The organism is Pseudovibrio ascidiaceicola (genome assembly GCF_900114245.1).
Classification (GTDB): Bacteria; Pseudomonadota; Alphaproteobacteria; order Rhizobiales; family Stappiaceae; genus Pseudovibrio; species Pseudovibrio ascidiaceicola.
Genome location: NZ_FOSK01000008.1, coordinates 95,094 through 116,850, shown reverse-complemented (window position 1 = coordinate 116,850; position 21,757 = coordinate 95,094). Strand labels below are relative to the sequence as shown.

Sequence of the window (21,757 nt, the reverse complement as noted above, 5' to 3'; positions counted from 1 at the left end):
AGAACACGCAGTGAGTCTGCTCGACGCCACGCTTGTTCTCACGGAATGAATGGAGGACAACGTGGCAGGAGATCCTAAGCTATCACAAATGCAACCGCGAAAGATCGGCGGCTGGGATCCTCGACATGTTCGGCACCTGAACACCCAAAGCGCAGCCCTTACGCGCATGAATAAGCCTAAGAACCTCTTGGTTAGATGCCTTGTGCTTCCTGCACTGCTTGCGCCCTTGTGGTATCAACCAGTACTCGGTTGGTTTTGGGCATTAGCCTTATCACTTGCAGCTGCTGCATGGGTTTGGGTCATTCCACCTTTTGGCAAAAAAGCAATTGGCGCTCAAACCTGGCTGCAAAAGGCGATATTGGGTGAGCGAATGTGGCTGAACCGGATGTTTGTTCCAGTTCCAGCCCCTTATCATCAAAAAGCACTCGCTCTTCTTGTCATCGGACTAATCGCAGTTGGCACAGCAATCTGGGCAGCAACCACCAACAATCTTCCGCTTATGCTTACGGGTGGCATCCTCGCTTACCTCGCAAAGTTCGCCTCACTATTTGTGATGGTGAAAGTCTTCGAGCATATGAAAAATGCCCATCCGCTCTACAAAAGCTGGCGCAACATTCCAGTCAACGACAACAGCCTGAAAGCAAAAGCGAGCTGAGTCTTAGTCAGTCAACAAGGGCGCACTACAACTGCCTTGCTTTGCAGAAACAGACGAAACACGCCTCTGTTCTGAAACAAACCAGTAATCTGCTCCGGAGCATTCGGGCTGGACGATTACATACCCCTGCGATTTCATAAAGGTGATTAAGGCATCTTGCTGCTTTGAATTATGATTGTGCTCAATGCATAAGAAGTCAAAGGTTCTGCGCGAAAAATCTATTCCTTTGAGGACCTCCAGCTCAGTTCCCTCCGTATCAATGGATATGAAGGGAATATGATCAGGAACGCTGTGTTGAACCAGAATATCCTCAGTCCGAGCAATCGGAACCTCAATCTCACGCCCCGGCTTTGTCCCCTGCCCTACGACTGAGAGCATTCCAGAGTACTCGAAAGTATCAGCACAAAAGAAACGAAGCGCCCCACCACCCCAACTCCAAGCCGCCCTCTTATCCAGATCAGCATCACGCCCCGAGGAAATCTGCTCCCAGCAATCTGGATTCGGCTCCACAAGCAAACCAGACCAGCCCAATGCCTTTTCAAAAAGGAAGCTGTTGGAAAGATGCGTTCCATCTCCAACGCCTATTTCTACAAAAAAGCCCTTTTGCTTCTCGTAGAATGGAAACTGCTTCAGGAAATGCAGCTCCTGAAAACGTTGTGCACGGCAATAATAGAAATACCGCTCACTCAATCGCGCAAGCTGCTCATCAACCAAACCAACTCGCAAAAACTCTTCCAACCGCCTCATATTAGAAAAGCCCTTATGCTCTTTCAGGTAAAGCACCCTCGAAGCGCCCAAGTTTTTCTTATCCAACCGCAACGCAAGACGAGCCAGCGTCCCACTTCGCCTGTGCGGAACAAGCGCCATTAAAAATGCCGACAAAAACTTTCGCAACCACTGGATCAATGCACATCCCCACCACAATTTCGCACAAACGTGGCAGGTATCCCGTGGCGCAACAACTCTGCAATTTCACCCATGGCAAGACAGAGAGCTCAAACACAAAAAGGGCCGCCAAATGGCAGCCCTTTCCGTAAAACTGTTTCCAGTATCGCGTATTAGCGCTTGGAGAACTGGAAGGAACGACGAGCTTTACGCTTACCGTACTTCTTACGTTCAACAACACGGCTATCACGAGTAAGGAAGCCTTCTTTCTTCAGAACCGGACGCAGTGCTGGCTCGTAGAAAGTAAGTGCTTTAGAGATACCGTGACGAACAGCACCAGCCTGGCCGGAAAGACCACCACCAGCAACAGTAACGTTGATGTCGTACTGGCCATCACGCTCGGTGAGCATGATTGGCTGACGCAGGATCAGCTGAAGTACTGGACGAGCGAAATACTCAGAGTACTCTTTGCCGTTTACAACGATTTTACCGGTGCCTGGCTTGATCCATACACGAGCGATAGCGTCTTTACGCTTACCAGTTGCGTATGCACGGCCTTGTGCGTCGAGCTTCTGAACATGTACAGGAGCTTCGTTCTCGGTAGGGGCGATTGCGCCGCCCAGTTCCTCAAGGGACTGTAGCTCAGACATAATTAACCCCTCTTCGCATTTTTAGGATTCATGGCTTTAACGTCTACCACTTCTGGAGACTGGCCATCATGCGGATGTTCTGCAGCAGCATAAACACGCAGGTTACGCAGCTGTGTACGGGAAAGAGGTCCGCCTGGCATCATACGCTGAATAGCCTTTTCCAGAACGCGTTCTGGGAAACGACCTTCGATCAGCTGACGTGCAGTGCGCTCTTTGATACCGCCAGGGTAACCAGTGTGCCAGTAGTACTTCTTGCTCTGGTATTTTTTACCAGTCAGTACAACTTTGTCTGCATTGATAACGATTACGTTGTCGCCATCGTCGATATGTGGTGTGTAGGTCGGCTTGTGCTTGCCGCGCAGACGGTTTGCGATGAATGCTGCCAGACGGCCAACAACAACGCCTTCTGCGTCGATCAAGATCCACTTCTTGTCGACCTCAGCCACTTTAGTGGAATGAGTCTTCATAAGATCTACCGTAGTTTTGACGGTTAAAATTCTTGGGAGAAATTCGTTCAGGCCCGAAAGAGCAGCTAAACGTGATAGCTCCGTGTAGGAACGGGTAGATACGCGAGCTTGGGCACAACGTCAAGAACAAAAAAACACACACCAAAGCAAATTAATCAATAAAATCAACATGATACAAAATAGGTATTATAATACCACACTTTTTCCGCATGAATCTGAGGGTTTTGCACCTCAGGAGACACCTGCCGCGCGCGCAGCAGTCAAAATAAGGTCATCCACCTGCAATTCATAGAAGACCCAATTGGCGCTGTAACAGCTGACATAATAGCCTAAACCTGCAAGAGCCACACGATATTCGCGCAAATTGATGGGCGTGAAATGAACCGGATAAAAGAACCGCCAGCGGCTTCGGGTCAGGCGTGTCGTCAACGTGGCATTTGCCAGCAGAAGATTGAAGAACACCAGACTCACGAAGACGATTGGATCTCCAATGAAGGCCGTATCCAGATAGAACATCGTATCGCGGAATTCAGCAAAGACCCGAGGCTCACTGACTACATAGAGATCAAAGAACGCTGGAACAGCTAGAATCAAGAGGATATTCAGTGCTAGAAAGCCGATATAGCCGATTGTGGCGAGCAGCGTACCAAAGCGGAGTGGCACCAACAGGAAATCAAGAATGAAACCGAAAAACGCACGATAGAACACAAGCCTGCCTCCCCACACGCCGTCCTCTCAGGTCTCCCATCCATCAAAAAACGGCCTTTGGCTTTAGTCCCTGAATTTTAAGTGGCTTTTTGCTTTTGGATCAACAGACAATTCAACTTTCAAGCAAATTTAATTTAAAAATTTCAATAAGCTGAGAGTTTTAGGCACTTCAACGCAGTGCAGTCTTACGGAGCACGTGCCCCATGCATTGGATAACATGGGATGAACACATTTCCGTGCGGAAACTATCGAATCGATTGTTCAATCCCAAATTGTTTTTCTCAACTATGAGATTTTTGAATGCACCTTCCCCTCTTCTCTCTTATTTCGTTCTTACTCATAACCCCTGTTCTTGCTGATGCCCCACCACTTCAGATCATAATTGAAGCTAACGTAGCCTCCCCCATGAACGGAACTGCAACAGTGAGTTTTCCAACTCCGCAAAACGTCAAGTTGCTGAAGCCCCGCACTCTTCAAAGTGACACGAAGACTTCATCATTCCAATTCCTCTGTGATGGCATTCAAAAAGCCAACGTTGCCTATGAAGAGCAATTCTCATGTCGTGAGCTACAGTGGACTGTCACCTTCCAGAATGTGCAGACCGCCCCTCACGCCATTGCCAATCAACAAAACCTCTACTCTCCTGCCGGGTGGTGGAGCCTGACGGAGTGGGATGACATTCCTCGCTTCGAAGGTATCTCTAAAGTAGAGATCTGCGGTAAAGTCCATGGCAAGACATATGCAATCAAATGCAACCCTCTGCCTGCACCAAACCAACCACCTTTGATCCTCACATGGGGGAAGTCCACCAAAACGCTGGCAACTGGGCAAACGGCGCTCACACTCTTCAAAGACGACCCAACTTCGACCATGAAAGCTGAGAACCTGCTCGCTCTTCAACAGCAACTTGAATACCTGCAAGAGGTGCTTGGTTCTGAGGAGAATGCACCAAGCTACATCGACCTTGTATGGGTCGCAATCGACAAGGAACTGAGGCAAACAGCCGGAGCTGCTGGCAAACAAGCGTTCCTCGCCAATTTTGCAGTAACAGATGGCACAGCCACAAACGACAGCATCGCAAAACTTCATTGGGTCTCCGCCCACGAACTGTTTCACATGCTTGCAAACCAACCTTACCCACTCTGGATATCTGAGAGCCTTGCTCAGTATTACGGCTATAAATCTCTGGAGAAAGCAGGTTTACAAACAGAAACTCCAATGGAGCAATGGCAAATCTTTAAAGAGCGCTACCCCCATGCGGCAACAGGCCTTTATGAAGCCCACCTCAATGTAACGCGGGAGAATAACTCCAGCTACTACCCTCTTTTCTATATGAAAGGCGCTGCATTCTGGCAGAAAGTCGATCAGGAATTACAGAAGGCAGGAACATCACTCGATGAGGTTCTGCCTCGAATAAAGTCTGCAGCATCTAATGATGCGACATTGTCGTCGGGCACAATCAATCTCCTGAAAACTACGCTTTCGGAGCAGCTCGTTTCGACGCTACAACAGCAGTACCTCCACTAAGCACATTTCAGGTCCCCATGATCACGCAGGCTTCAACTCAGTATCAACGTCTCAAGAGCATCAGGCATCGACAAGATGGAACTCCATGCGCAGTTCAGTCCGACAGCAGACTGACGGATATCGCTCTAACAAAGTGTAAGCTGGATCGTTTCCCATCAGAGTTATTGCAACATAGATCCTTGCGAAGCCTCTATCTGGGACAAAATCCAATCAGCGATTTACCGCAGAAACTTTCTGATCTGCGGGCGCTGAAAGAACTCTACATCTACGGATGCAAGCTGACACAACTGCCCGATAGCCTATGTGACATGCCAAATCTGGAGATCTTGGACCTCAGCCACCAAGCACTGGAACATCTTCCTGCAAAGATAGGCGCTTTGAAGAAACTGCGGGTGCTCTATGCCAGCAACACAGTCATGACGCAGCTACCGAAAAGTATTGGTGATCTTTCTGCTCTTGAGTATTTCGGCTGCACCGACAACACCATCACGCATCTGCCAGAGAGCATTGGGAACCTGCAAGGTCTGAAAGAGTTGAGACTCTACGGCAATGGCTTGCGCGCACTCCCCCTGAGCTTTTCCAATCTCACATCCTTGCGAGAGGCCTATTTGCGTAACAACGCTCTCACAAAACTTCCTAAGGACGTAGGCAATTTGCATCAGCTCGAAGTGTTGGACCTCCGCAACAATCAAGTCTCTCAGCTCCCTGAAGAAATTGGAGACCTTCCCAATCTTTATCAATTAGATCTCAGGGCAAACCCATTGGAGGAGCTGCCCGCCAGCATGAGCAACCTGAAGAATCTGCGCAAATTGGATCTACGCTGGACACGCCTGACCAAACAGCCGGAGTGGTTTGAAATCCTGCGCGCACAAGGCACTCTGATTTATCTCTGACCTTCAAAATGCCCCTAAAAAACAGTGGTAGCGACGTATGCCCTAAATATTATCATGGGGAATGCATCGCTATCTCTTACTCACCCTATCATTTTTGCTGGTTTGGGCTTGGAATGCTAACGCGCAAGAAAGCAAGTTCCGCAAACGCCCTCGTAGTCTGTTCAAGCAACCAGACTGCTATTGCACCAACAAAGGCATTCGGGTCGAACTGGGTGATTTTTCCTGTCTCTATGTAGACGGCACTGCCTATCTGGCTCAATGCCAAATGGCACTCAACAATCCAATGTGGCGAAAGATCCAAAATGGTTGCCCAACAACTCAGTTGGACAACAAAAAACAGGCATCCTATCCCTTGAACGAGGCCGGAGGGATGGAGTAAGTCGCTGTGGCATGGGCAATCAGATCATCGCTGCCTTGGCGAGTGATTTCACAATCCATAACGACAAGACGCTTGCCGCCCTTCAGGATGCGACACGTGGCGATCATCTCACCAGCTTCAGCTTTGCGTAGGAAGTTGATATTGATGTTGGTGGTCACAGCAAGTGCATGAAGCCCCATATTGCCCAGCAGAACCACATAGGCCGCATAGTCAACCAGAGCCATCAACGAAGGGCCAGAAACAGTACCACCAGGACGCAAATGCACGTCCCCGGCCTTGAGCCTGACAATTGCTTTTCCCGGTAGAATTTCATCGATGAAATATGCACGGCCTAACGCGTGCATCTGCGGAAATGCCTTGTCCAGAAATTCCGTCAGCTCTGCCGGACTAAACTTAACAGCAGGCGCCGCTACCTCACTGGTCATGAAGTCCCTCCTCCTCACGCAAGCCGACATATTGAAATATGGCTCCATGATTTACCAGATGAACAAAAGTTCTAAACCGTTGCGCTAGGCTCAAGTTTTGTTCACTCTGTGATTTAACACTTAATCAAGGCCCGATAGCCTGCTAAAGGCATCTCAACGACTATTTACAGTACTATGGAGAACCACCATGTCTGACGCAGGCACCACCAAAGATCACAGCGAAGCAGAACGCCCAATGCTTGGCAAGCTGCTGCACAATGGTGTTCAGCGTATCGTCATGCAACGCCCGGAGCGCATGAATGCTCTGTCCATGGCCATGATGAAAGAACTCTGCACTGCACTGGATGAAGCCGCAGCAAACCCGGAAGTGCGCGTTGTGTTGCTCGGCGCTGAAGGCAAAGTCTTTTGCGCAGGTCACGACCTGAAAGAGCTAACAGCTGCACGTGCGCAAGCAGATGACGGCAAAGCCTTCTATCAGCAGACATTCGATCAATGCGCTGAGCTCATGCAGAAGATCGTGAACCTTCCAAAGCCAGTCATCGGCGTTGTAACTGGCGTTGCAACAGCAGCAGGCTGCCAGTTGGTTGCCTCCTGTGATCTGGCATTAGCACTGGATACAGCAACCTTCTGTACCCCGGGCGTTAACATCGGCCTCTTCTGCTCCACTCCAATGGTAGCTCTCACCCGCAACATTGGCCGCAAACAGGCCATGGAAATGTTGCTGACAGGTGAGAGCATCGACGCCTCCGCCGCAAAAGAATACGGTCTGATTAACCGAGTGGTGCAAGCCGATTATCTGGAAGTCGTGGTTCAGAAATACGCTGAAGTGATTGCATCCAAGTCTGCCCTCACAGTCAAAACCGGTAAGGAAGCCTTCTACAAGCAGGCCGATATGCCATTGGCAGAAGCCTATGCTTACACCTCTCAGGTCATGGCAGAGAATATGCTGGCCAATGACGCAGAAGAAGGCATCAACGCCTTCCTTCAAAAACGCACACCAGATTGGAAAGACAGCTGATCAAGATGTAGGGAGCCGCACATGACAACCGGGCATTCAAAAAGATCACTAGCTCAAAAGCTAGGTCTGAAACCCCGCATGAGCTGCTGGTGGCACAACATGCCACAAACCGTCTTCGATGAAATTGCAGCAGGAGTTGACGATCTAGTCCTCCTGCCCACTCTGGAAAACGGCATAAACGCTGCCCATATTTTTGTAACGGGTCAAAGCGAACTAGCAGATCTTCTGAGTAAACTGCGCAGGACACTGAATGCAGACGGTATGATCTGGGTGTCATGGCCCAAGAAGGCATCTAATGTCCCCTCACAAGTGACAGAAGATACAGTTAGAGAAGTTTGCTTGCCTATGGGGCTGGTCGATATCAAGGTTTGTGCGATTGACGCAGTCTGGTCCGGCCTCAAGCTTGTTATTCGCAAGGAGCTGCGTGCAGAGCACAGACGAATGCAGCTGGCAGCCAAGGAAATTGCAGAAAGTTGATAAGAATATGAATCACGATCATTATGCAGACAGCTACATCCAAGGCATTTTGGAAGGCACCAAGACAATCGCATTGGTTGGAGCTAGCAACAAGCCAGAACGCGCCAGCTTCCGCGTTTTGAACTACCTGCTGGAAGAAGGGTATACCGTTTATCCGATCAATCCCGGTCAGGCCGGAACCGAGATCGCAGGCGCAAAAGTCTATGCTTCCCTGACTGACCTTCCAGAACCTGTCGACATGGTAGATGTCTTCCGCAATTCAGAAGCGGCTGGCGGTGTCATTGATGAGGTAATCGCTCTGCCAACCCATCCCAAAGTAATCTGGCTTCAGCTGGGTGTGAGAAACGACGACGCAGCAGCACGAGCAGAAGACAAGGGAATCAAAGTGGTAATGGATCGCTGCCCTAAGATCGAAATTCCACGTCTGGCATCAGTTGCAGCTAGCTAAACACTCCTATAAGGCGCTCTCGATGCCGCGAAAATTGAGAGCGCATCCGATAAGTTAGAACGATTTTCCAATCTCACCAAGTAGAAGCGAACAGAATTTCAAGCATCAAATAGTCGTCAAGTTGCTTGAGCTTTCTGCAAGAGTGAAGCACGCTCATCTTTTCATCTGCGCTTGCCAACCTCCGGTTGCCCCCTCATAGTTCCTAGCGGGAAATTATATAAATTTCAGCAGAGAATGACGCGCCTGCTCCAAGGAATTGCAAAGCATGCACCTTGCGCAGCACCGCTCCATCCTGCAAGCGCATTGAAAGGACTGCCTCATGAGCGATCACACCCCAGGCTTTGATACCCTTGCAATTCACGCAGGCGCGAAACCAGACCCAACCACAGGCGCGCGCGCAACACCAATCTACCAGACCACATCTTTCGTGTTTGAGGATGTAGACCACGCAGCATCCCTGTTCGGCCTGCAAGCATTTGGCAACATCTACACCCGCATCACAAACCCAACCACCGCTGTTCTTGAAGAGCGCGTTGCAACACTGGAAGGCGGCACAGCTGCTTTGGCCGTGGCGTCCGGCCACGCCGCGCAGCTTCTAGCCTTCCACGCTCTCATGACACCCGGTTGCAACATCGTCGCCTCCAAGCGCATGTACGGCGGCACCATCAACCAACTCAACCATTCATTCAAAAGCTTCGGCTGGGATGTGAAATGGGCAGAGGGTCTGGACGCACAAAGCTTCGCAGACCAGATCGACGAAAATACTCGTGCCGTCTTCATCGAAAGTATCGCCAATCCGGGCGGTGTGATCATGGATATCGAGGGCATCTCAACAGTGGCCAAAGAAGCTGGTGTCCCGCTCATCGTCGACAACACAATGGCGACCCCGTACCTCTGCCAGCCAATCAAGCATGGCGCAGATATCGTGCTGCATTCCCTGACCAAGTTCATGGGCGGACATGGCAATTCCATGGGCGGCGCAATTGTTGACGCTGGCACATTCGACTGGGCAGCCTCCGGCAAATATCCAATGCTGACCGAACCTCGTCCAGAATACAACGATATGCGATTGTTTGAGACCTTCGGCAACATCGCTTTTGCGATCTGCTGTCGCGTGCTCGGCCTACGGGATCTCGGCCCGGCTATCTCTCCACAAAATGCTTTTATGCTCATCACAGGCATCGAGACACTGGCACTGCGCATGCAGAAGCATTCTGACAATGCCTTGAAGGTCGCTGAGTTCCTCCAGAGCCACCCAGCTGTCAGCTGGGTTTCCTACGCAGGCCTCGCCAATGACCCATTCCATCAGGCACATCAGAAGTACTGCCCGAAGGGTGCAGGCGCTGTCTTCACCTTCGGCTTGAAGGGGGGCTATGAGGCAGGCGTTGAATTGGTAAAAGGTCTGGAGCTATTCTCTCACCTTGCCAATATAGGGGACACTCGCTCACTCGTAATCCATCCAGCATCGACGACACATCGCCAGCTGTCTGACGCTCAAAAGACAGCCGCTGGAGCGGGCCCTGATGTTGTTCGTCTCTCCATCGGCATTGAAGATGCTGCCGATATCATCGCAGACCTGAAGCAAGCCCTCGAAAAGGCATAATGCCTATATATTTCAATGCAGTATGATTGATAAATGAATCAATCTGCAAGCGGCGACGACAAAACAAGAAAGGCGCCCTCAAGGCGCCTTTTTCGATTCTATATCAAACACTTAATCAGACGAACTGAATCAACTTCTCAATGCAGCTTCTTTTTCACGGCGAAGCAGACAAACCTGCTCAACAGCAAGCGCCAGAACGATAAGAGCCATCGCCTGATGCGCCAGCGCGCGATCCATTGGCACCATGCCAAGCAACGTCACAACACCAAGGAACACCTGAATAACAATCGCCACCATGAGCCAGCTGGCATTACGTTTAAGTACGCCCTCTCTGTTGCCTCGCATCAAAGAGAAACTCTGCAGAAACACAGCAATCACCAGCGCATATGCAATCATGCGATGCTGGAATTGCACCATCATCACATTCTCAAAAAAGTTGATCCACCAAGGGGACATGACAAACAAACCTGATGGAACAATCTGCCCATCCATCAGCGGCCAGGTGTTAAAGGTCAGCCCAGCATTGAGGCCTGCGACCAGTGCTCCGAGGAACAGCTGAAAGAGCACCAAGGCAACAATGCCATATGCACCAAACAACCCATCACCAAAAACATTCCAGCCTTCACGCTCAAGCTCTGGACGCCGCTTTAGAACGCCAGCAAGATAATACAGGTAAGCAAACAGAATACAGGCCACACTCAAGTGCACCGCAAGACGGTACTGGCTCACATCCACACGGTTCACAAGACCAGAGGCAACCATCCACCAGCCAATCGCCCCTTGCAATCCACCCAGTAGGAACGCAACGACAAGCCGCGGCTTAAGCCAAGAACTAACCTGCCCTCGCGCCCAAAACCACACAAGCGGGATAAAGAAGAACAGCCCGATCACCCGGCCCAGCAGCCGGTGTCCCCATTCCCACCAAAAGATCGCCTTGAATTCGCTAAGCGTCATGCCCTCATTGAGAAGCTTATATTGGGGGATTTGTTTGTATTTCTCAAACTCCTCCGTCCATTCAGCTGCACTCAACGGCGGAATTGCACCATGTATTGGCTTCCATTCAGTGATGGAAAGACCGGATTCAGTCAGACGGGTCGCCCCGCCAACAACAACCATGGCCAGAATCAAGAAGCAGATAAACAGTAACCACACACGCATTTGCCTGCGGTTGGAAAGGTCTTGAGCAGAAAGATCTGAACTGTAGAACGGAGTAGACATGACACCTATTCGAAGAATGCGTTTGCCCCTATATATGTCAGATCAACAAGCAAATCAGGAAAAATACGCAGATCCTCACAGCAGTCTAGACAAATTACCTAGATTTTTCGGATGAAAGTCAGCCGTGCAATAGCACTGGTGTGTCATAGACTTAGAGAGGACAAAAGTAGATCTGCACACTGTAAATTGCAAATTACCAGCAAGATCCTCTTGAAAAATATATGCATTTTGAACTATGGCTTGCGCGGAAAAGAAAGGCCCTACACAAAGAGGCTTTCAAGGAGAACTCTATGGTTTCGCCATTTCGCCGTTTCATCGGCATGGTATTTCTGGTCACTTTTGTTCTTGTCTATATCTTCCTGGCAATGGTCATTGGCGATATGACAATGGCGGGCAAGCACTGGTCTATTAAGCTTATCTTTTTTGCTATTGCTGGTTTGATCTGGGTGGTCCCGGCAGGATTGATTATCAGCTGGACCTACAAAAAGCGCTAAGACCAAAAGGCTCTGGCACAGACCAAAGCTTAAGCCCTTCTCAGAAAAGACCGGACGCGCTTCACTGCGTAATAAGCTGCAAACGCTGCTCCGGTCAGATACACATCAACCATTCTTTGGTGTTGATGTAATCCATTCAATGAGACACGCGGTAAATGATAGCGCCGGTTGAGACTATCAGCACTCAAGGTTCCCGGTTGCGTCGTCACAGCCGCCGCAAAGCCCAATTCCTCGGTCACACTCTCACAGCGCTCGTCAACCGCTTCAGCAAAGCCATAGGGATACGCCAATACCGTCGGCGTCTTGCCAAGCTGCGCAGTCATCTCCTCCAATCCTGCCTGAATATGTTGCCGGATGTCGTCTCTGGTTGAAAGACGCGCCAACATCGGATGAGTGTCCGTATGTGCGCCTAGGCTTACCAGTGGTTCCTGTGAGAACGCGCGTAGCTCGTCAAAGGACAGAATAAGCTCGCGGCAAAGTGCGCGCCAATCCAATCCATAACGCTCTGCAGCCTCACGAATGACTGCGCGCTGCTCAGCTTCTGGTACTTCGCTGATCAACATGCAGCGCGCTGATATAAACGCGGCCTCTTTTTGCTTCAAAGAGGTACAGTCATAATCAAACTGCTTATCTTCATATCGGAATGAGACGTAGTCATTCTTGGCAATAAGCTGTTCTATGATAATCCACCACAGCTCAGAGTTATGCTTGCTGTATTCGCTGCTAACAAAAACGGTGAAAGGAACATTGAGTTCTTTCAGCACAGGAAAGGCCACATCCCGGTTATCTTTATAGCCATCATCAAAAGTCAGAACCGCAAACTTCTGAGAGCATTGCCTTTTGCTTTGAAGCCGTTCCAAAGCATCATCCAGCGAAATGAACTCGTATCCCGCCTTTCGAACCTGAAGAACGGTTTTACGTAGAAATTCAGGTGTAACTTCAAGCAATTTATTCGGCTGAAAGGTACGCTCTGTTTCAGGCAAAACACGATGAAGCGTGAAAATAAGGCCATCACCAGCGGTCATGTTCCGAAAGAACCGTGCAGGCCCACGACTACTTAAAAAGTAGCTGGCGTAATCAATAAATAAATGCTTGAAGGACTTCCGCACGGAGACCCCCTAGTTCCAAACCGAAATATGTATCAAATTGTAACTGGGAATTATTTACGATTAATTTCAATTTGGGTTGCTCTACCTAGTTAGATTTGAGATTCATTAAGAGCTTGGAACTAATAATTCCTTGTATTTTATTTAGGGCATTTTTCAATGGCACTTCCACAATCCACGTCAAACAGCGAGCGCTCTAACCGTGCTGATTGTAATAACACGCTGGATTTGAATAAGCTTTCTTTTCAGATCATCTCAGATACAGATTTGCCAAAACTGCGGAATGATTGGCTCATTCTGGAAGCATTAGGCGATGGAAGTGCCTATCACGCCTATGAATGGTGTAAAAGCTGGGCAAAGCATGTTGCCCACTCAGAAAGAGCCACCACACTGATTGTTGCCGGATATATCGACTCAAAACTCCACACCCTGCTACCTCTCGCCCTCCATCAGTGCCACCTTGCAAAAACCGCCCGATGGCTCGGAGAGGAAATCTTCAATCAGAACACGGGCTATTGGTCTCAAGAGCTATTACAAGCTCCGCAAGCTCATTTTCTCCGCCCCCGTTTGGTCGCAGCCCTCAAAGCATGGGGCGTAGACCTCATCCATCTTGGCAACATGGCATGTTGTGTGGGTGACCATGACAATCCGCTAATACGCCTGGACGACACAACCAGCACCAACGCAATCTATCCATTTAAGCTCGCAAGCCCTGCTGAAGAGTTCATCAAAACAAAACGCTCTAAAGGTGCCCGCAAAAAACACCGTAGCAAACTCAGCAAACTGCAATCACTGGGAACGCTCAGCTTCACGGCGGAAACCACAAAAGAAGGCGCAACAACCACCGTTGATGCCATGATAAGGCAACGAGAGCTTCGTCAGGCTGAGACGGGCATTCCGACAGCCTTCGCTCTTCCCAATTACCAGAGTTTTGTGCGAGAGGCCTTCACAAACCTTTCACAAGATGACAGCCCGTCAAAACCGGTGATTTACAGCCTGAAGCTTGATGATGAAATCATCAGCACATGCCTCAGTCTTAAATCTGGGAAACGAGTATATTGCTACTGCACTTCCATAATCAGCGGAGAGCTGATGCGCAATAGTCCGGGCGAACTGCTCATGCAGCACGTCATTGAGGATATGTGCGAGGAAGGCATGGAGGTCTTTGATTTTGGTCTGGGTGAAGAACGTTTCAAGCTGGCATGGGCTGAACCAGAATACCTGAAAGACTGGATCGAACCACTCACGTTCAAAGGTAAGCTCGCTGCGGCGCTAGAAAGCCTCAAACTCAGCTTTAAACGTAAGCTAAGGAACAACGAGCGTTTTTGGCAGCTTTACAGACGTGTCCGTGGAATTTTCGCGCGTATGCAGCGCTAAGCTCATTCAAAAAACCTGGAAACAAGCAGCAGCTCTTATGCTGCCATATCAACCTGAAGCCAAGCCGCAGCTTCATTGCTGACCACTCGCTCCACCTCAACAGGTGCCTTGGTGTGCTTCTCAAGAATAGTCAGAGCTTTTTCCAGTTCAGGACCTGCAGGTGACCCGTCAGTCGCAATAATCACACGGTCCGCTTCCGAAAGCATCTGCGCACAAATCAAACTCGGTTCGATAAGCCCAAGGTCAGCAACGATCACATCGTACGTGAGATCTAAAGCTTCCATGATGAGATTATAGCGCCCGCCATAAACCACTTCATCACGAATAGGCATGACACCTGATTGTATCACATGTGCACGGGAAACAGGGTCACGGTGAATTACGTTTGTAAAGGCCGCCTCACCTTCCAACAACTCGGCAAAACCCGGTTTCAGCAGATCATCAGAACCATCTTCAGCCTGAGGCACATCTCCAACTTCTTCAAGCGGCGTTTCTTTGAGGATGGACTGGGCACTTTCCCCACCTTCAGAACGCACTTCAACAACCACGGGCATAATACCACGTGCAGCAATCTTGCGCGTACAGCTCAAGGCAACTCGCGAAGACAGGCTTTCGTCCTCAACACTGAGCACAACCACACGGCCAACCTTTGCCAGTTGATTGGCGTTGTCAGCCTGAACTTCTTTTAGGGTAATTGAAGGAACCGCAGCACTTGCTTCTTCTTCCTCAAACTCCTCGTCAAACTCTTCTTCGCGCGCTTCATCATGTTCTTCTTCAGAAACTTCATCCTCAGCAAGCTCAGCCATTTCCTCTTGAGGCTCTTCCACCTCTGAGGTTTCCTGCTCATCATCAGATTTATCTTCCTCTTCAACAAAGGAAGGCTTCAGTTCAACAGGAGGAGCGGCAACAGCATGGCTGCGGGTCGTTGCATCCACCACACTTTCAAGCGCATTAGAGGTTGCTGTACCAGTCGCTTCTTTCGGATTAGCAGCAGGTGCGGTTGGCGTAGAAAATGTTTCGCGGCGCAAAACTTCACCAGCAATCAAAGCGCGTGCAATCGTCCACAGGCATCCCAAGAAGAACGCGGCAAAACCTGCAATCGCAGCAAGCGCAGAAGGCTTCCGGCCAGATGGCTCACTTGGCACAGATGCACGCGAGATCACACGGGAGTCAGCATTCAGCACACCAACGCCCTGCAGCACTTCAGCTTCACGCAGGCTCACAAGCAACTGGTTCAGCTGCTCTTCTTTGGAGCGCGCTTCACGCTGCAACTCCTGCAAACGAACCTGATCAGCGCCCGAACGGGCAGCTTCTACCTTAAGTGCATTCACCTTCTCATTGAGCGCGACATAACGGTCCTGAGCAATCTTGGCATCATTCTCAAGACCAATAACAATTTTCTCCGCCTCAGCACGGATCTGACGATCATATCCACGCAGCTGGGAGCGCAGTGCTTTGATCTGCGGGTGATTTGGCAGGAGCGTAGTTGAAAGCTCCGCAATACGGTTTTCCAGCGCCAGCTGACGCTCACGCAAGCGCTGGATTAAAGACGAAGCTAGAACCTGCGTTGCAGTTTCCAAAGACCCGCCATCCTCCAGCAAGGATCGGATCTGTCGTGCCTGAGCTTCAGCCTGCGACTTAGCCACAATGGCGGAAGAAACCTGAGAGTTGAGCTCAGCCAGCTGCTGTTGGTTCAGCGTCCTGTTTTCGGACCCAAGTAACAGGTCTGCTCCCGCACGAAACTCCGCAACGGTCTTTTTCGCAGCCTCAACTTCGTTTTCAAGACGCGCAACCTGCGGCGCAAGTGCATCAGCCGTGTTATTGGTCACCGCGCGCTTCGCATTATCCTGCAGCATGCGATATTCGTTGACCACTGTGTTAGCAACACGTGCAGCAAGCTCTGGATCTTTGCTCGTAAAACGCACTGCGATTACGCGGGACCCGTCAACCTGATACACATCCAGGTTACTCGTGAACTTGTTCAACAGCCGCTCGGCTTCACTCACCTGTCCAGATGTCGGCTCAAGTCCAACACGGGTCATCAGTTGGTCAACAAGGCCCAGCTTGCTTTTAGTCGCAAAAACACTGTTGTTTGCTAGATCAAGTGTTTGCACAACGTGGCGCGCCAAATCACGCGACTGCAGCAACTGTACTTGGCTAGCGATACCTTCTTTATCCAGCAGAGAACGTTCCTGCTCACTGTTACGGATTTGGCCAGGCAGCACAATCTTGGCGGTATCAATGAGGACTTTGGATTCGCTTGTGTATTTAGCAGTTTGCTTGCTGGCCAGGTAAAAAGTGCCAAAGGCGATCAGCGCTGCAAAAGGGATCACCCAAAGGAGTCCCTTAAACACTTTTTTGAACAGCACGCCCATATCAAGAAAGACATCTTCTTGCGGCACAGCCCACTTCCCCACTCAATACAAAGCCCGAAACAATTTTCAATCACAAGAATGCATAGACAGGGTAACCAAGTTATTAAGCACCTTAATCAAATGCTGGAAAGAAATGACAAAGCGCCCAACAATTCTTGCAAAATTAACTAGAGGATAATTACAATATTTATACTCTGTTAACCTTGAGCGCCGAAATATACTCCCAATGAATTTAAAGGATTTCGTAATGCGCCCGCGCCTACTAGCAGTTATTGCTGGCTTAACTCTGTTAACGAGTTGTTCATCCTATAAAAAGCCAGAGCCTGCTTTTCATGAGGAACTGGTCCAGCCATACACTCTTGCTGCAAGCGACGAAGTCCGCATTATTGTTTTTGGACAGGCTGATCTGTCTAATACTTACAAGATTGATCAGGGTGGCAGCCTCGCCTTCCCATTGATCGGTCAGATCAACGCAACAGGCAAAACTCCAAAACAACTCGCAAGCATGATCCGTGCCCGTCTAAAAAACGGTTTCATCCGCGATCCCGACGTTTCTGTTGAAGTTGCAGTCTACAGACCAATTTTCATCATGGGTGAAGTCAGAAACGCAGGCCAGTACGCCTACCTTCCAGGCATGACCGTGCAAAACGCCGTCGCGACTGCAGGAGGTTTTACCGCAAGAGCGCGCCAGCAGGATGTTGACTTGACCCGGCAGATCGGCGGTGAAATTGCCAGCGGGCCAGCACCAATCACAACACCGGTTCGCCCTGGCGACACACTCTATGTGCATGAAAGGCTCTTTTAAATTAAGAGCATGCACCCTACATGCCTTTGCGTTTTATTAGGCTAAAACTCACGATTAAGAGTTAATTAACCCTGTCGATTAACAGGTCAAACAGTATTTTAAGCTAGCAATAAACTCAATTGCGCGGCGGTCTGTGCTGGGGAGCATAAGACAATGCATGCGCGGTGGGGAGTTTGCTGCGGATGTCTACGGACAAGCTAAAAATCGTTCATTGCATACGTGCGCCTTTAGGCGGCGCGTTTCGCCATCTTATGGATCTTGTTGAAGAACAGATCGAGATGGGCCATGAACTTGGCATTATCTGTGCCTCCAACGCTATCCCTCCTTCATCAATGAAGCAATTGGAAGCCTTAAAGCCTAGTCTTTCCCTTGGCTTACTCGCTGTTCCGATGGCACGATCACTCGCTCCCAAAGACCTTTTCAGCTTCTACAAGCTCACAAAACATCTCGCCCCTTTAAAGCCGGATGTCTTGCACGGTCATGGCGCTAAAGGTGGCGTTTGGGCGCGCATCATAGGGTCTGCGCTGAGGCTGCGCGGAATCAGAACCCAGCGCGTTTACAGCCCTCATGGCGGCAGCTTGCACTACGATTTTTCAACCACCTCAGGCAAAGTCTACATCACGCTTGAAAAACTATTGAGACCACTCACAGACTCGCTCGTGTTTACCAGTGCGTTTGAGAAAGCAGCTTATCAACAAAAGATCGGCCTGAACGACAACCATCCACACCACAAGATCGTACATAACGGTTTGCGGCAAGCAGAGTTCAAACGCAGCACAGCTCGGGAGAACGCAGCTGACCTACTCTTCGTCGGAGAGCTTCGTCTTTTGAAAGGCGTCGACCTGCTCATCAATGCTCTGGATGACTTGCACAAAAACTCCAGTACCAAGCCAACTCTTGCAATTGTCGGAGACGGCCCAGATCGTGCTCTTTTTGAGCAAATGGTTCGTGATAAGAATCTACAAGTCTTCGTTACTTTTCACGGGTTCTTGCCGCTAAGCCAGGCCCTTCCACTCGGTAAAACTGCAGTCATCCCTTCTCGCGCAGAAGCTCTGCCGTATATCGTGCTGGAACTCCTTGCCGCGCAAAAACCGCTGATCACAACACATGTTGGCGGCATCCCTGAGATTTATGCCGAGCATCAAAAGACACTTGTTCAACCCGATGATCAGCAGTCACTGACAAATGCAGTCAGTTGGGCGCTTTCTCATTCTGAAGAGCAAACCCAACTAAGCCTGCAACTGCAGGACCATCTGAAAACGAATTTCACTCTGTCGCAAATGGCGCAGAGCATCACCCAACTTTATCACCCTGTTCGAAGTGCGAAAGATGAACTGGCAGACGCCTCACAGCAGTCTCAACAGTCCACGCTGCACTCACAAAACAAACTCACTTAGGCGCACGGCACAATGGTCAAGCATCGCTTCAATGTAATTGAGAGTGGCCCGTCACCTGATGACCAATCCGGGACGAACGGTCAGCAGGCTTCTTTGACACAAAATGAAGACCTCACGACAAGCAATCTGTCCAAGGATGCTCTGGAGGTGGCAGCTACCCTTCGCACCAACACCATCTCTAAAACGGTTTTTGATGGTTTCATGCGTTGCTCAGATGCGACCTTGATCGTTCTGACAGGTGTTTTCGCTTATCTGAGCGGAGCCTCCCTTGATATCCCGCCTCTCTGGCAGATCTTCGCACTGTTCGAAGCCTCCCTGATTGGCGTCATGCTGTTTCAAATGGCTGACCTGTATCAGGCCAATGCCCTACAAAAAGTCGTGGCTCAAGCTATGCGTCTCATCACAGCTTGGGCACTGGTATTTGCTGCTTTGATTACGTCTTTGCTACTCATCCTGCCATCTACAGAGATTCCACAAGCTTTCCTGCTGAAATGGTTTGTGAGCGGGGCTGTAGTCCTCACAATCTTCCGTATGATCATGCGTGGCTTTATCGTGCGCTGGACCCGCATGGGTCGCTTGAGCCGCAGAGCAGTTCTTGTCGGTGGTGGACAAAGTGCTGCTGATCTCATCGCAGAACTTGAGCGTCAACCAAACAATGACATTGAGATTTGCGGGATTTTTGATGACCGCTCAAATGATCGCTCCCCACCAAGCGTCGCTGGCTACCAAAAGCTTGGCAACGTTTCTGATCTGGTAGAGTTCGCCCGCATTGCCCAAATCGACATGTTGCTGGTGACAATCCCGATCCGTGCAGAAAAGCGCATCATTCAGCTGCTGGAAAAGCTCTGGGTTCTCCCGGTTGATATCCGCCTCTCAGCACATGCTGATAAACTGCGCTTCCGCCAGAGAGCATCGTCTTTCGTCGGCGCAGTGCCGTTTGTAGATGTTCTTGAGAAACCGATCGCAGATTGGGACACAATTGCAAAACGCGCCTTCGATATATTCTTCGCAAGCATTTCATTGATCGCTCTCTCTCCGGTTATGCTGGTGACGGCCCTGCTGATCAAACTAGACAGCCCCGGCCCGGTCATCTTCCGCCAGAAACGCTATGGTTTTAACAACGAGCTGATCGACGTCTTCAAGTTCCGCTCCATGTACCACAACATGACGGACGCCAACGCCTCAAAACTGGTGACCAAAGGCGATCCACGCGTTACCAAAATCGGCCGCATCATCCGCAAAACCTCCATTGATGAACTGCCACAGTTGATGAACGTCTTGATGGGGCAACTCTCTCTCGTTGGCCCACGCCCGCACGCCCTCTCCGCAAAAGCTGAGGATCGTCTCTATGAGAACGTGGTGGATGGCTATTTCGCACGTCACAAGGTCAAACCAGGTGTCACAGGGTGGGCGCAGATCAAAGGTTGGCGCGGCGAAACAGATACCGAAGACAAGATCCAGAAGCGTGTCGAATGCGACATCTACTACATTGAAAACTGGTCCGTTTTCTTTGATCTCTACATCCTGATTAAAACGCCGTTCTGTCTTCTGGAAACGGAAAACGCATATTGACCGACCTGTCGCGCCCACACGATGCAATCAGAAACACACGCCCCTTCTGGTATGTGCCTCTGACAATAGGAACAGAAACAATAGCCAGAGCGCTACTGTTTCTGACCGCATCCGTGAGCGCACTCGTCATCATAGAACCAGCACCCTATGACCTGCTGATTGCCCTGCTATTGGTAGGCTGGTCCTTCTTCGGTCTGGAACTGCGCAAAGACATCCTGCCACTTCTGATCCTGCTGTGCTTTTACATTGCAGGCGGAATTCTTGCCTTACCAGCAGCTGCAGACACTAAAGAAGCTACCATATTCTACGCTGTGACGGTCTTTCTGGCGTTTTCGTCCTTCTTGTATGCAGCAACACTGTCTGCAAAGATTGAGCGAATAGACATCATTGAGAAGGGCTACTTGTTGGCAGCCCTGTTTGCCACACTGCTCGCCATTGCTGGGTACTTCAACGCCTTCCCCGGCGCTTATGATCAGTTCACACTGTATGGCCGCGCAAAAGGCACCTTCAAAGACCCAAACGTCTATGGCCCCTTTCTGCTTCTACCAACCCTGCTGATCACCTATGACATTCTAACCAAGCCTTTGAGAGAGAACATCTTCAAGTCAGGCGCCCTGCTCATTCTCTTGCTGGGTGCGTTCCTTTCCTTCTCCCGGGCAGCTTGGGGCATGACACTGGGCGGCGCACTCATGGTGTTTTTGCTGGTCTTCATAAATGAGCGACGTTCAATCCCACGCATGAAGCTGCTGGGTATCCTTGGTTTTGCAGGTGTCGGCCTTATCATTGCGCTGTTTGCAATTCTTTCAATTGAATCGATCTCGGAGATGTTCACGCTCCGCGCCAAGCTCGTGCAGGATTATGACGGCGCACGTTTAGGGCGTTTCGGACGTTGGGGAGAAGGCTTCACACTTGTCACAGAACGCCCGTTCGGCCTTGGTGTTGGCGGCTTTAACTCCATCTTCCCAGAGGATGAGCACAACGCCTACCTAAAGGCCTTTACAACCTATGGGTGGCTTGGTGGCCTGTCCTATTTAACGCTTGTTTTCTGGACATTGATCAAAGCTTTACCGCTTGTCTTCAAGCCACGACCTTGGCAGAAATACATCATCTGTACCTACGTCGCGTTCCTGCTACATGCTTGTGTTAGCTTCATTATCGACACAGATCATTGGCGCCACTACTTTCTGCTACTCGGCATTCTGTGGGCCATCATCGCAGCGGAATCCGGCATCTCACGCTACAGGCGTTTTCCACCAGCACAATAAGCCCAGTCTCATT

At 50.1% G+C, this 21,757-nt stretch carries 21 protein-coding genes; 13 read left to right on the top strand and 8 right to left on the bottom strand.

What is annotated here, in order from left to right:
- Positions 1-61 precede the first annotated feature (61 nt).
- A complete protein-coding gene (locus BM231_RS16015; RefSeq protein WP_208860426.1) occupies positions 62-655 on the top strand; it encodes a DUF6653 family protein in 594 nt (197 codons plus the stop codon).
- 3 nt (positions 656-658) lie between these two features.
- On the opposite strand, the gene BM231_RS16010 is transcribed toward BM231_RS16015, so the two are convergent.
- The 4 genes from BM231_RS16010 to BM231_RS15995 all read right to left on the bottom strand — a co-directional run bounded on the left by BM231_RS16010 (position 659) and on the right by BM231_RS15995 (position 3,365).
- The gene (locus BM231_RS16010) at positions 659-1,522 is read right to left on the bottom strand and encodes an FkbM family methyltransferase (protein ID WP_093521172.1); all 864 of its coding nucleotides are present in this window, start codon (positions 1,520-1,522) and stop codon (positions 659-661) included.
- 191 nt (positions 1,523-1,713) lie between these two features.
- Positions 1,714-2,190, bottom strand: coding sequence for a 30S ribosomal protein S9 (gene rpsI / locus BM231_RS16005; protein ID WP_063311595.1), 477 nt, complete (start codon positions 2,188-2,190; stop codon positions 1,714-1,716).
- Positions 2,191-2,192: 2 nt separating this feature from the next.
- On the bottom strand, positions 2,193-2,657 hold the full coding sequence (gene rplM, locus BM231_RS16000; RefSeq protein ID WP_057464394.1) for a 50S ribosomal protein L13: 465 nt from the start codon (positions 2,655-2,657) through the stop codon (positions 2,193-2,195).
- Between the two features lie 231 nt (positions 2,658-2,888).
- Positions 2,889-3,365, bottom strand: coding sequence for a hypothetical protein (locus BM231_RS15995; protein WP_208860425.1), 477 nt, complete (start codon positions 3,363-3,365; stop codon positions 2,889-2,891).
- A 300-nt stretch (positions 3,366-3,665) separates the two neighbouring features.
- Between BM231_RS15995 and BM231_RS15990 the strand changes: the two genes are divergently transcribed.
- Both BM231_RS15990 and BM231_RS15985 read left to right on the top strand, forming a co-directional pair.
- Positions 3,666-4,892 (top strand): hypothetical protein, encoded by a 1,227-nt coding sequence (locus BM231_RS15990; protein ID WP_093520900.1) that lies wholly within the window; start codon positions 3,666-3,668, stop codon positions 4,890-4,892.
- A 17-nt stretch (positions 4,893-4,909) separates the two neighbouring features.
- Entirely contained in the window at positions 4,910-5,785 is an 876-nt protein-coding gene (locus tag BM231_RS15985; RefSeq protein ID WP_093520898.1) for a leucine-rich repeat domain-containing protein, read from the top strand.
- Positions 5,786-6,130: 345 nt separating this feature from the next.
- Here the strand turns inward: BM231_RS15985 and BM231_RS15975 are convergent, their stop codons facing one another.
- Complete coding sequence (locus BM231_RS15975; RefSeq protein ID WP_093520894.1) at positions 6,131-6,589, bottom strand: PaaI family thioesterase; 459 nt, start codon at positions 6,587-6,589, stop codon at positions 6,131-6,133.
- Positions 6,590-6,776: 187 nt separating this feature from the next.
- On the opposite strand from BM231_RS15975, the gene BM231_RS15970 reads away from it, so the two are divergent.
- From BM231_RS15970 to BM231_RS15955, 4 genes are all read left to right on the top strand, one after another.
- The gene (locus BM231_RS15970) at positions 6,777-7,607 is read left to right on the top strand and encodes an enoyl-CoA hydratase (protein ID WP_093520892.1); all 831 of its coding nucleotides are present in this window, start codon (positions 6,777-6,779) and stop codon (positions 7,605-7,607) included.
- Positions 7,608-7,706: 99 nt separating this feature from the next.
- Positions 7,707-8,084 (top strand): DUF3052 family protein, encoded by a 378-nt coding sequence (locus BM231_RS15965; protein WP_244527185.1) that lies wholly within the window; start codon positions 7,707-7,709, stop codon positions 8,082-8,084.
- 7 nt (positions 8,085-8,091) lie between these two features.
- Positions 8,092-8,532 (top strand): CoA-binding protein, encoded by a 441-nt coding sequence (locus tag BM231_RS15960; protein WP_093520888.1) that lies wholly within the window; start codon positions 8,092-8,094, stop codon positions 8,530-8,532.
- Positions 8,533-8,851: 319 nt separating this feature from the next.
- Entirely contained in the window at positions 8,852-10,135 is a 1,284-nt protein-coding gene (locus tag BM231_RS15955) for an O-acetylhomoserine aminocarboxypropyltransferase (protein ID WP_093520886.1), read from the top strand.
- A 129-nt stretch (positions 10,136-10,264) separates the two neighbouring features.
- Here the strand turns inward: BM231_RS15955 and BM231_RS15950 are convergent, their stop codons facing one another.
- Positions 10,265-11,353 carry a COX15/CtaA family protein gene (locus BM231_RS15950; RefSeq protein ID WP_093520884.1) on the bottom strand — a complete coding sequence of 363 codons (1,089 nt, stop codon included), beginning with the start codon at positions 11,351-11,353 and terminating at the stop codon, positions 10,265-10,267.
- A gap of 290 nt (positions 11,354-11,643) precedes the next feature.
- Here BM231_RS15950 and BM231_RS15945 point away from each other — a divergent pair, with 290 nt between their 5' ends.
- A complete protein-coding gene (locus tag BM231_RS15945; RefSeq protein ID WP_063305456.1) occupies positions 11,644-11,847 on the top strand; it encodes a DUF2842 domain-containing protein in 204 nt (67 codons plus the stop codon).
- 29 nt (positions 11,848-11,876) lie between these two features.
- Here the strand turns inward: BM231_RS15945 and BM231_RS15940 are convergent, their stop codons facing one another.
- Complete coding sequence (locus tag BM231_RS15940) at positions 11,877-12,956, bottom strand: polysaccharide deacetylase family protein (protein WP_208860424.1); 1,080 nt, start codon at positions 12,954-12,956, stop codon at positions 11,877-11,879.
- A gap of 156 nt (positions 12,957-13,112) precedes the next feature.
- Between BM231_RS15940 and BM231_RS15935 the strand changes: the two genes are divergently transcribed.
- A complete protein-coding gene (locus BM231_RS15935; RefSeq protein WP_093520880.1) occupies positions 13,113-14,330 on the top strand; it encodes a GNAT family N-acetyltransferase in 1,218 nt (405 codons plus the stop codon).
- A 35-nt stretch (positions 14,331-14,365) separates the two neighbouring features.
- Here the strand turns inward: BM231_RS15935 and BM231_RS15930 are convergent, their stop codons facing one another.
- Positions 14,366-16,732 carry a GumC family protein gene (locus BM231_RS15930; protein ID WP_093521170.1) on the bottom strand — a complete coding sequence of 789 codons (2,367 nt, stop codon included), beginning with the start codon at positions 16,730-16,732 and terminating at the stop codon, positions 14,366-14,368.
- Between the two features lie 220 nt (positions 16,733-16,952).
- On the opposite strand from BM231_RS15930, the gene BM231_RS15925 reads away from it, so the two are divergent.
- The 4 genes from BM231_RS15925 (at position 16,953) to BM231_RS15910 (ending at position 21,744) form a co-directional block, all read left to right on the top strand.
- Positions 16,953-17,510, top strand: a complete 558-nt coding sequence (locus tag BM231_RS15925) for a polysaccharide biosynthesis/export family protein (protein ID WP_093520878.1) — start codon at positions 16,953-16,955, stop codon at positions 17,508-17,510.
- A gap of 182 nt (positions 17,511-17,692) precedes the next feature.
- Complete coding sequence (locus BM231_RS15920) at positions 17,693-18,907, top strand: glycosyltransferase (RefSeq protein ID WP_093520876.1); 1,215 nt, start codon at positions 17,693-17,695, stop codon at positions 18,905-18,907.
- 12 nt (positions 18,908-18,919) lie between these two features.
- On the top strand, positions 18,920-20,479 hold the full coding sequence (locus BM231_RS15915) for an undecaprenyl-phosphate glucose phosphotransferase (RefSeq protein ID WP_093520874.1): 1,560 nt from the start codon (positions 18,920-18,922) through the stop codon (positions 20,477-20,479).
- Entirely contained in the window at positions 20,476-21,744 is a 1,269-nt protein-coding gene (locus BM231_RS15910; protein ID WP_208860423.1) for an O-antigen ligase family protein, read from the top strand. The genes BM231_RS15915 and BM231_RS15910 overlap by 4 nt, the downstream gene beginning before the upstream one ends.
- Positions 21,745-21,757: the final 13 nt, after the last annotated feature.

Excerpts from the sequence above, each read along its gene's own strand:
- BM231_RS15990 (WP_093520900.1), top strand. The coding sequence starts at position 3,666 with ATGCACCTTCCCCTCTTCTCTCTTATTTCGTTCTTACTCATAACCCCT.
- BM231_RS15925 (WP_093520878.1), top strand. The coding sequence starts at position 16,953 with ATGCGCCCGCGCCTACTAGCAGTTATTGCTGGCTTAACTCTGTTAACG.
- BM231_RS15975 (WP_093520894.1), bottom strand. The coding sequence starts at position 6,589 with ATGACCAGTGAGGTAGCGGCGCCTGCTGTTAAGTTTAGTCCGGCAGAG.
- BM231_RS15945 (WP_063305456.1), top strand. The coding sequence starts at position 11,644 with ATGGTTTCGCCATTTCGCCGTTTCATCGGCATGGTATTTCTGGTCACT.
- BM231_RS15960 (WP_093520888.1), top strand. The coding sequence starts at position 8,092 with ATGAATCACGATCATTATGCAGACAGCTACATCCAAGGCATTTTGGAA.
- BM231_RS15935 (WP_093520880.1), top strand. The coding sequence starts at position 13,113 with ATGGCACTTCCACAATCCACGTCAAACAGCGAGCGCTCTAACCGTGCT.
- BM231_RS15955 (WP_093520886.1), top strand. The coding sequence starts at position 8,852 with ATGAGCGATCACACCCCAGGCTTTGATACCCTTGCAATTCACGCAGGC.
- BM231_RS16010 (WP_093521172.1), bottom strand. The coding sequence starts at position 1,522 with ATGGCGCTTGTTCCGCACAGGCGAAGTGGGACGCTGGCTCGTCTTGCG.
- BM231_RS15965 (WP_244527185.1), top strand. The coding sequence starts at position 7,707 with ATGCCACAAACCGTCTTCGATGAAATTGCAGCAGGAGTTGACGATCTA.
- BM231_RS15985 (WP_093520898.1), top strand. The coding sequence starts at position 4,910 with ATGATCACGCAGGCTTCAACTCAGTATCAACGTCTCAAGAGCATCAGG.
- BM231_RS15915 (WP_093520874.1), top strand. The coding sequence starts at position 18,920 with ATGGTCAAGCATCGCTTCAATGTAATTGAGAGTGGCCCGTCACCTGAT.
- BM231_RS15970 (WP_093520892.1), top strand. The coding sequence starts at position 6,777 with ATGTCTGACGCAGGCACCACCAAAGATCACAGCGAAGCAGAACGCCCA.
- rplM (WP_057464394.1), bottom strand. The coding sequence starts at position 2,657 with ATGAAGACTCATTCCACTAAAGTGGCTGAGGTCGACAAGAAGTGGATC.
- rpsI (WP_063311595.1), bottom strand. The coding sequence starts at position 2,190 with ATGTCTGAGCTACAGTCCCTTGAGGAACTGGGCGGCGCAATCGCCCCT.
- BM231_RS15950 (WP_093520884.1), bottom strand. The coding sequence starts at position 11,353 with ATGTCTACTCCGTTCTACAGTTCAGATCTTTCTGCTCAAGACCTTTCC.
- BM231_RS15920 (WP_093520876.1), top strand. The coding sequence starts at position 17,693 with ATGTCTACGGACAAGCTAAAAATCGTTCATTGCATACGTGCGCCTTTA.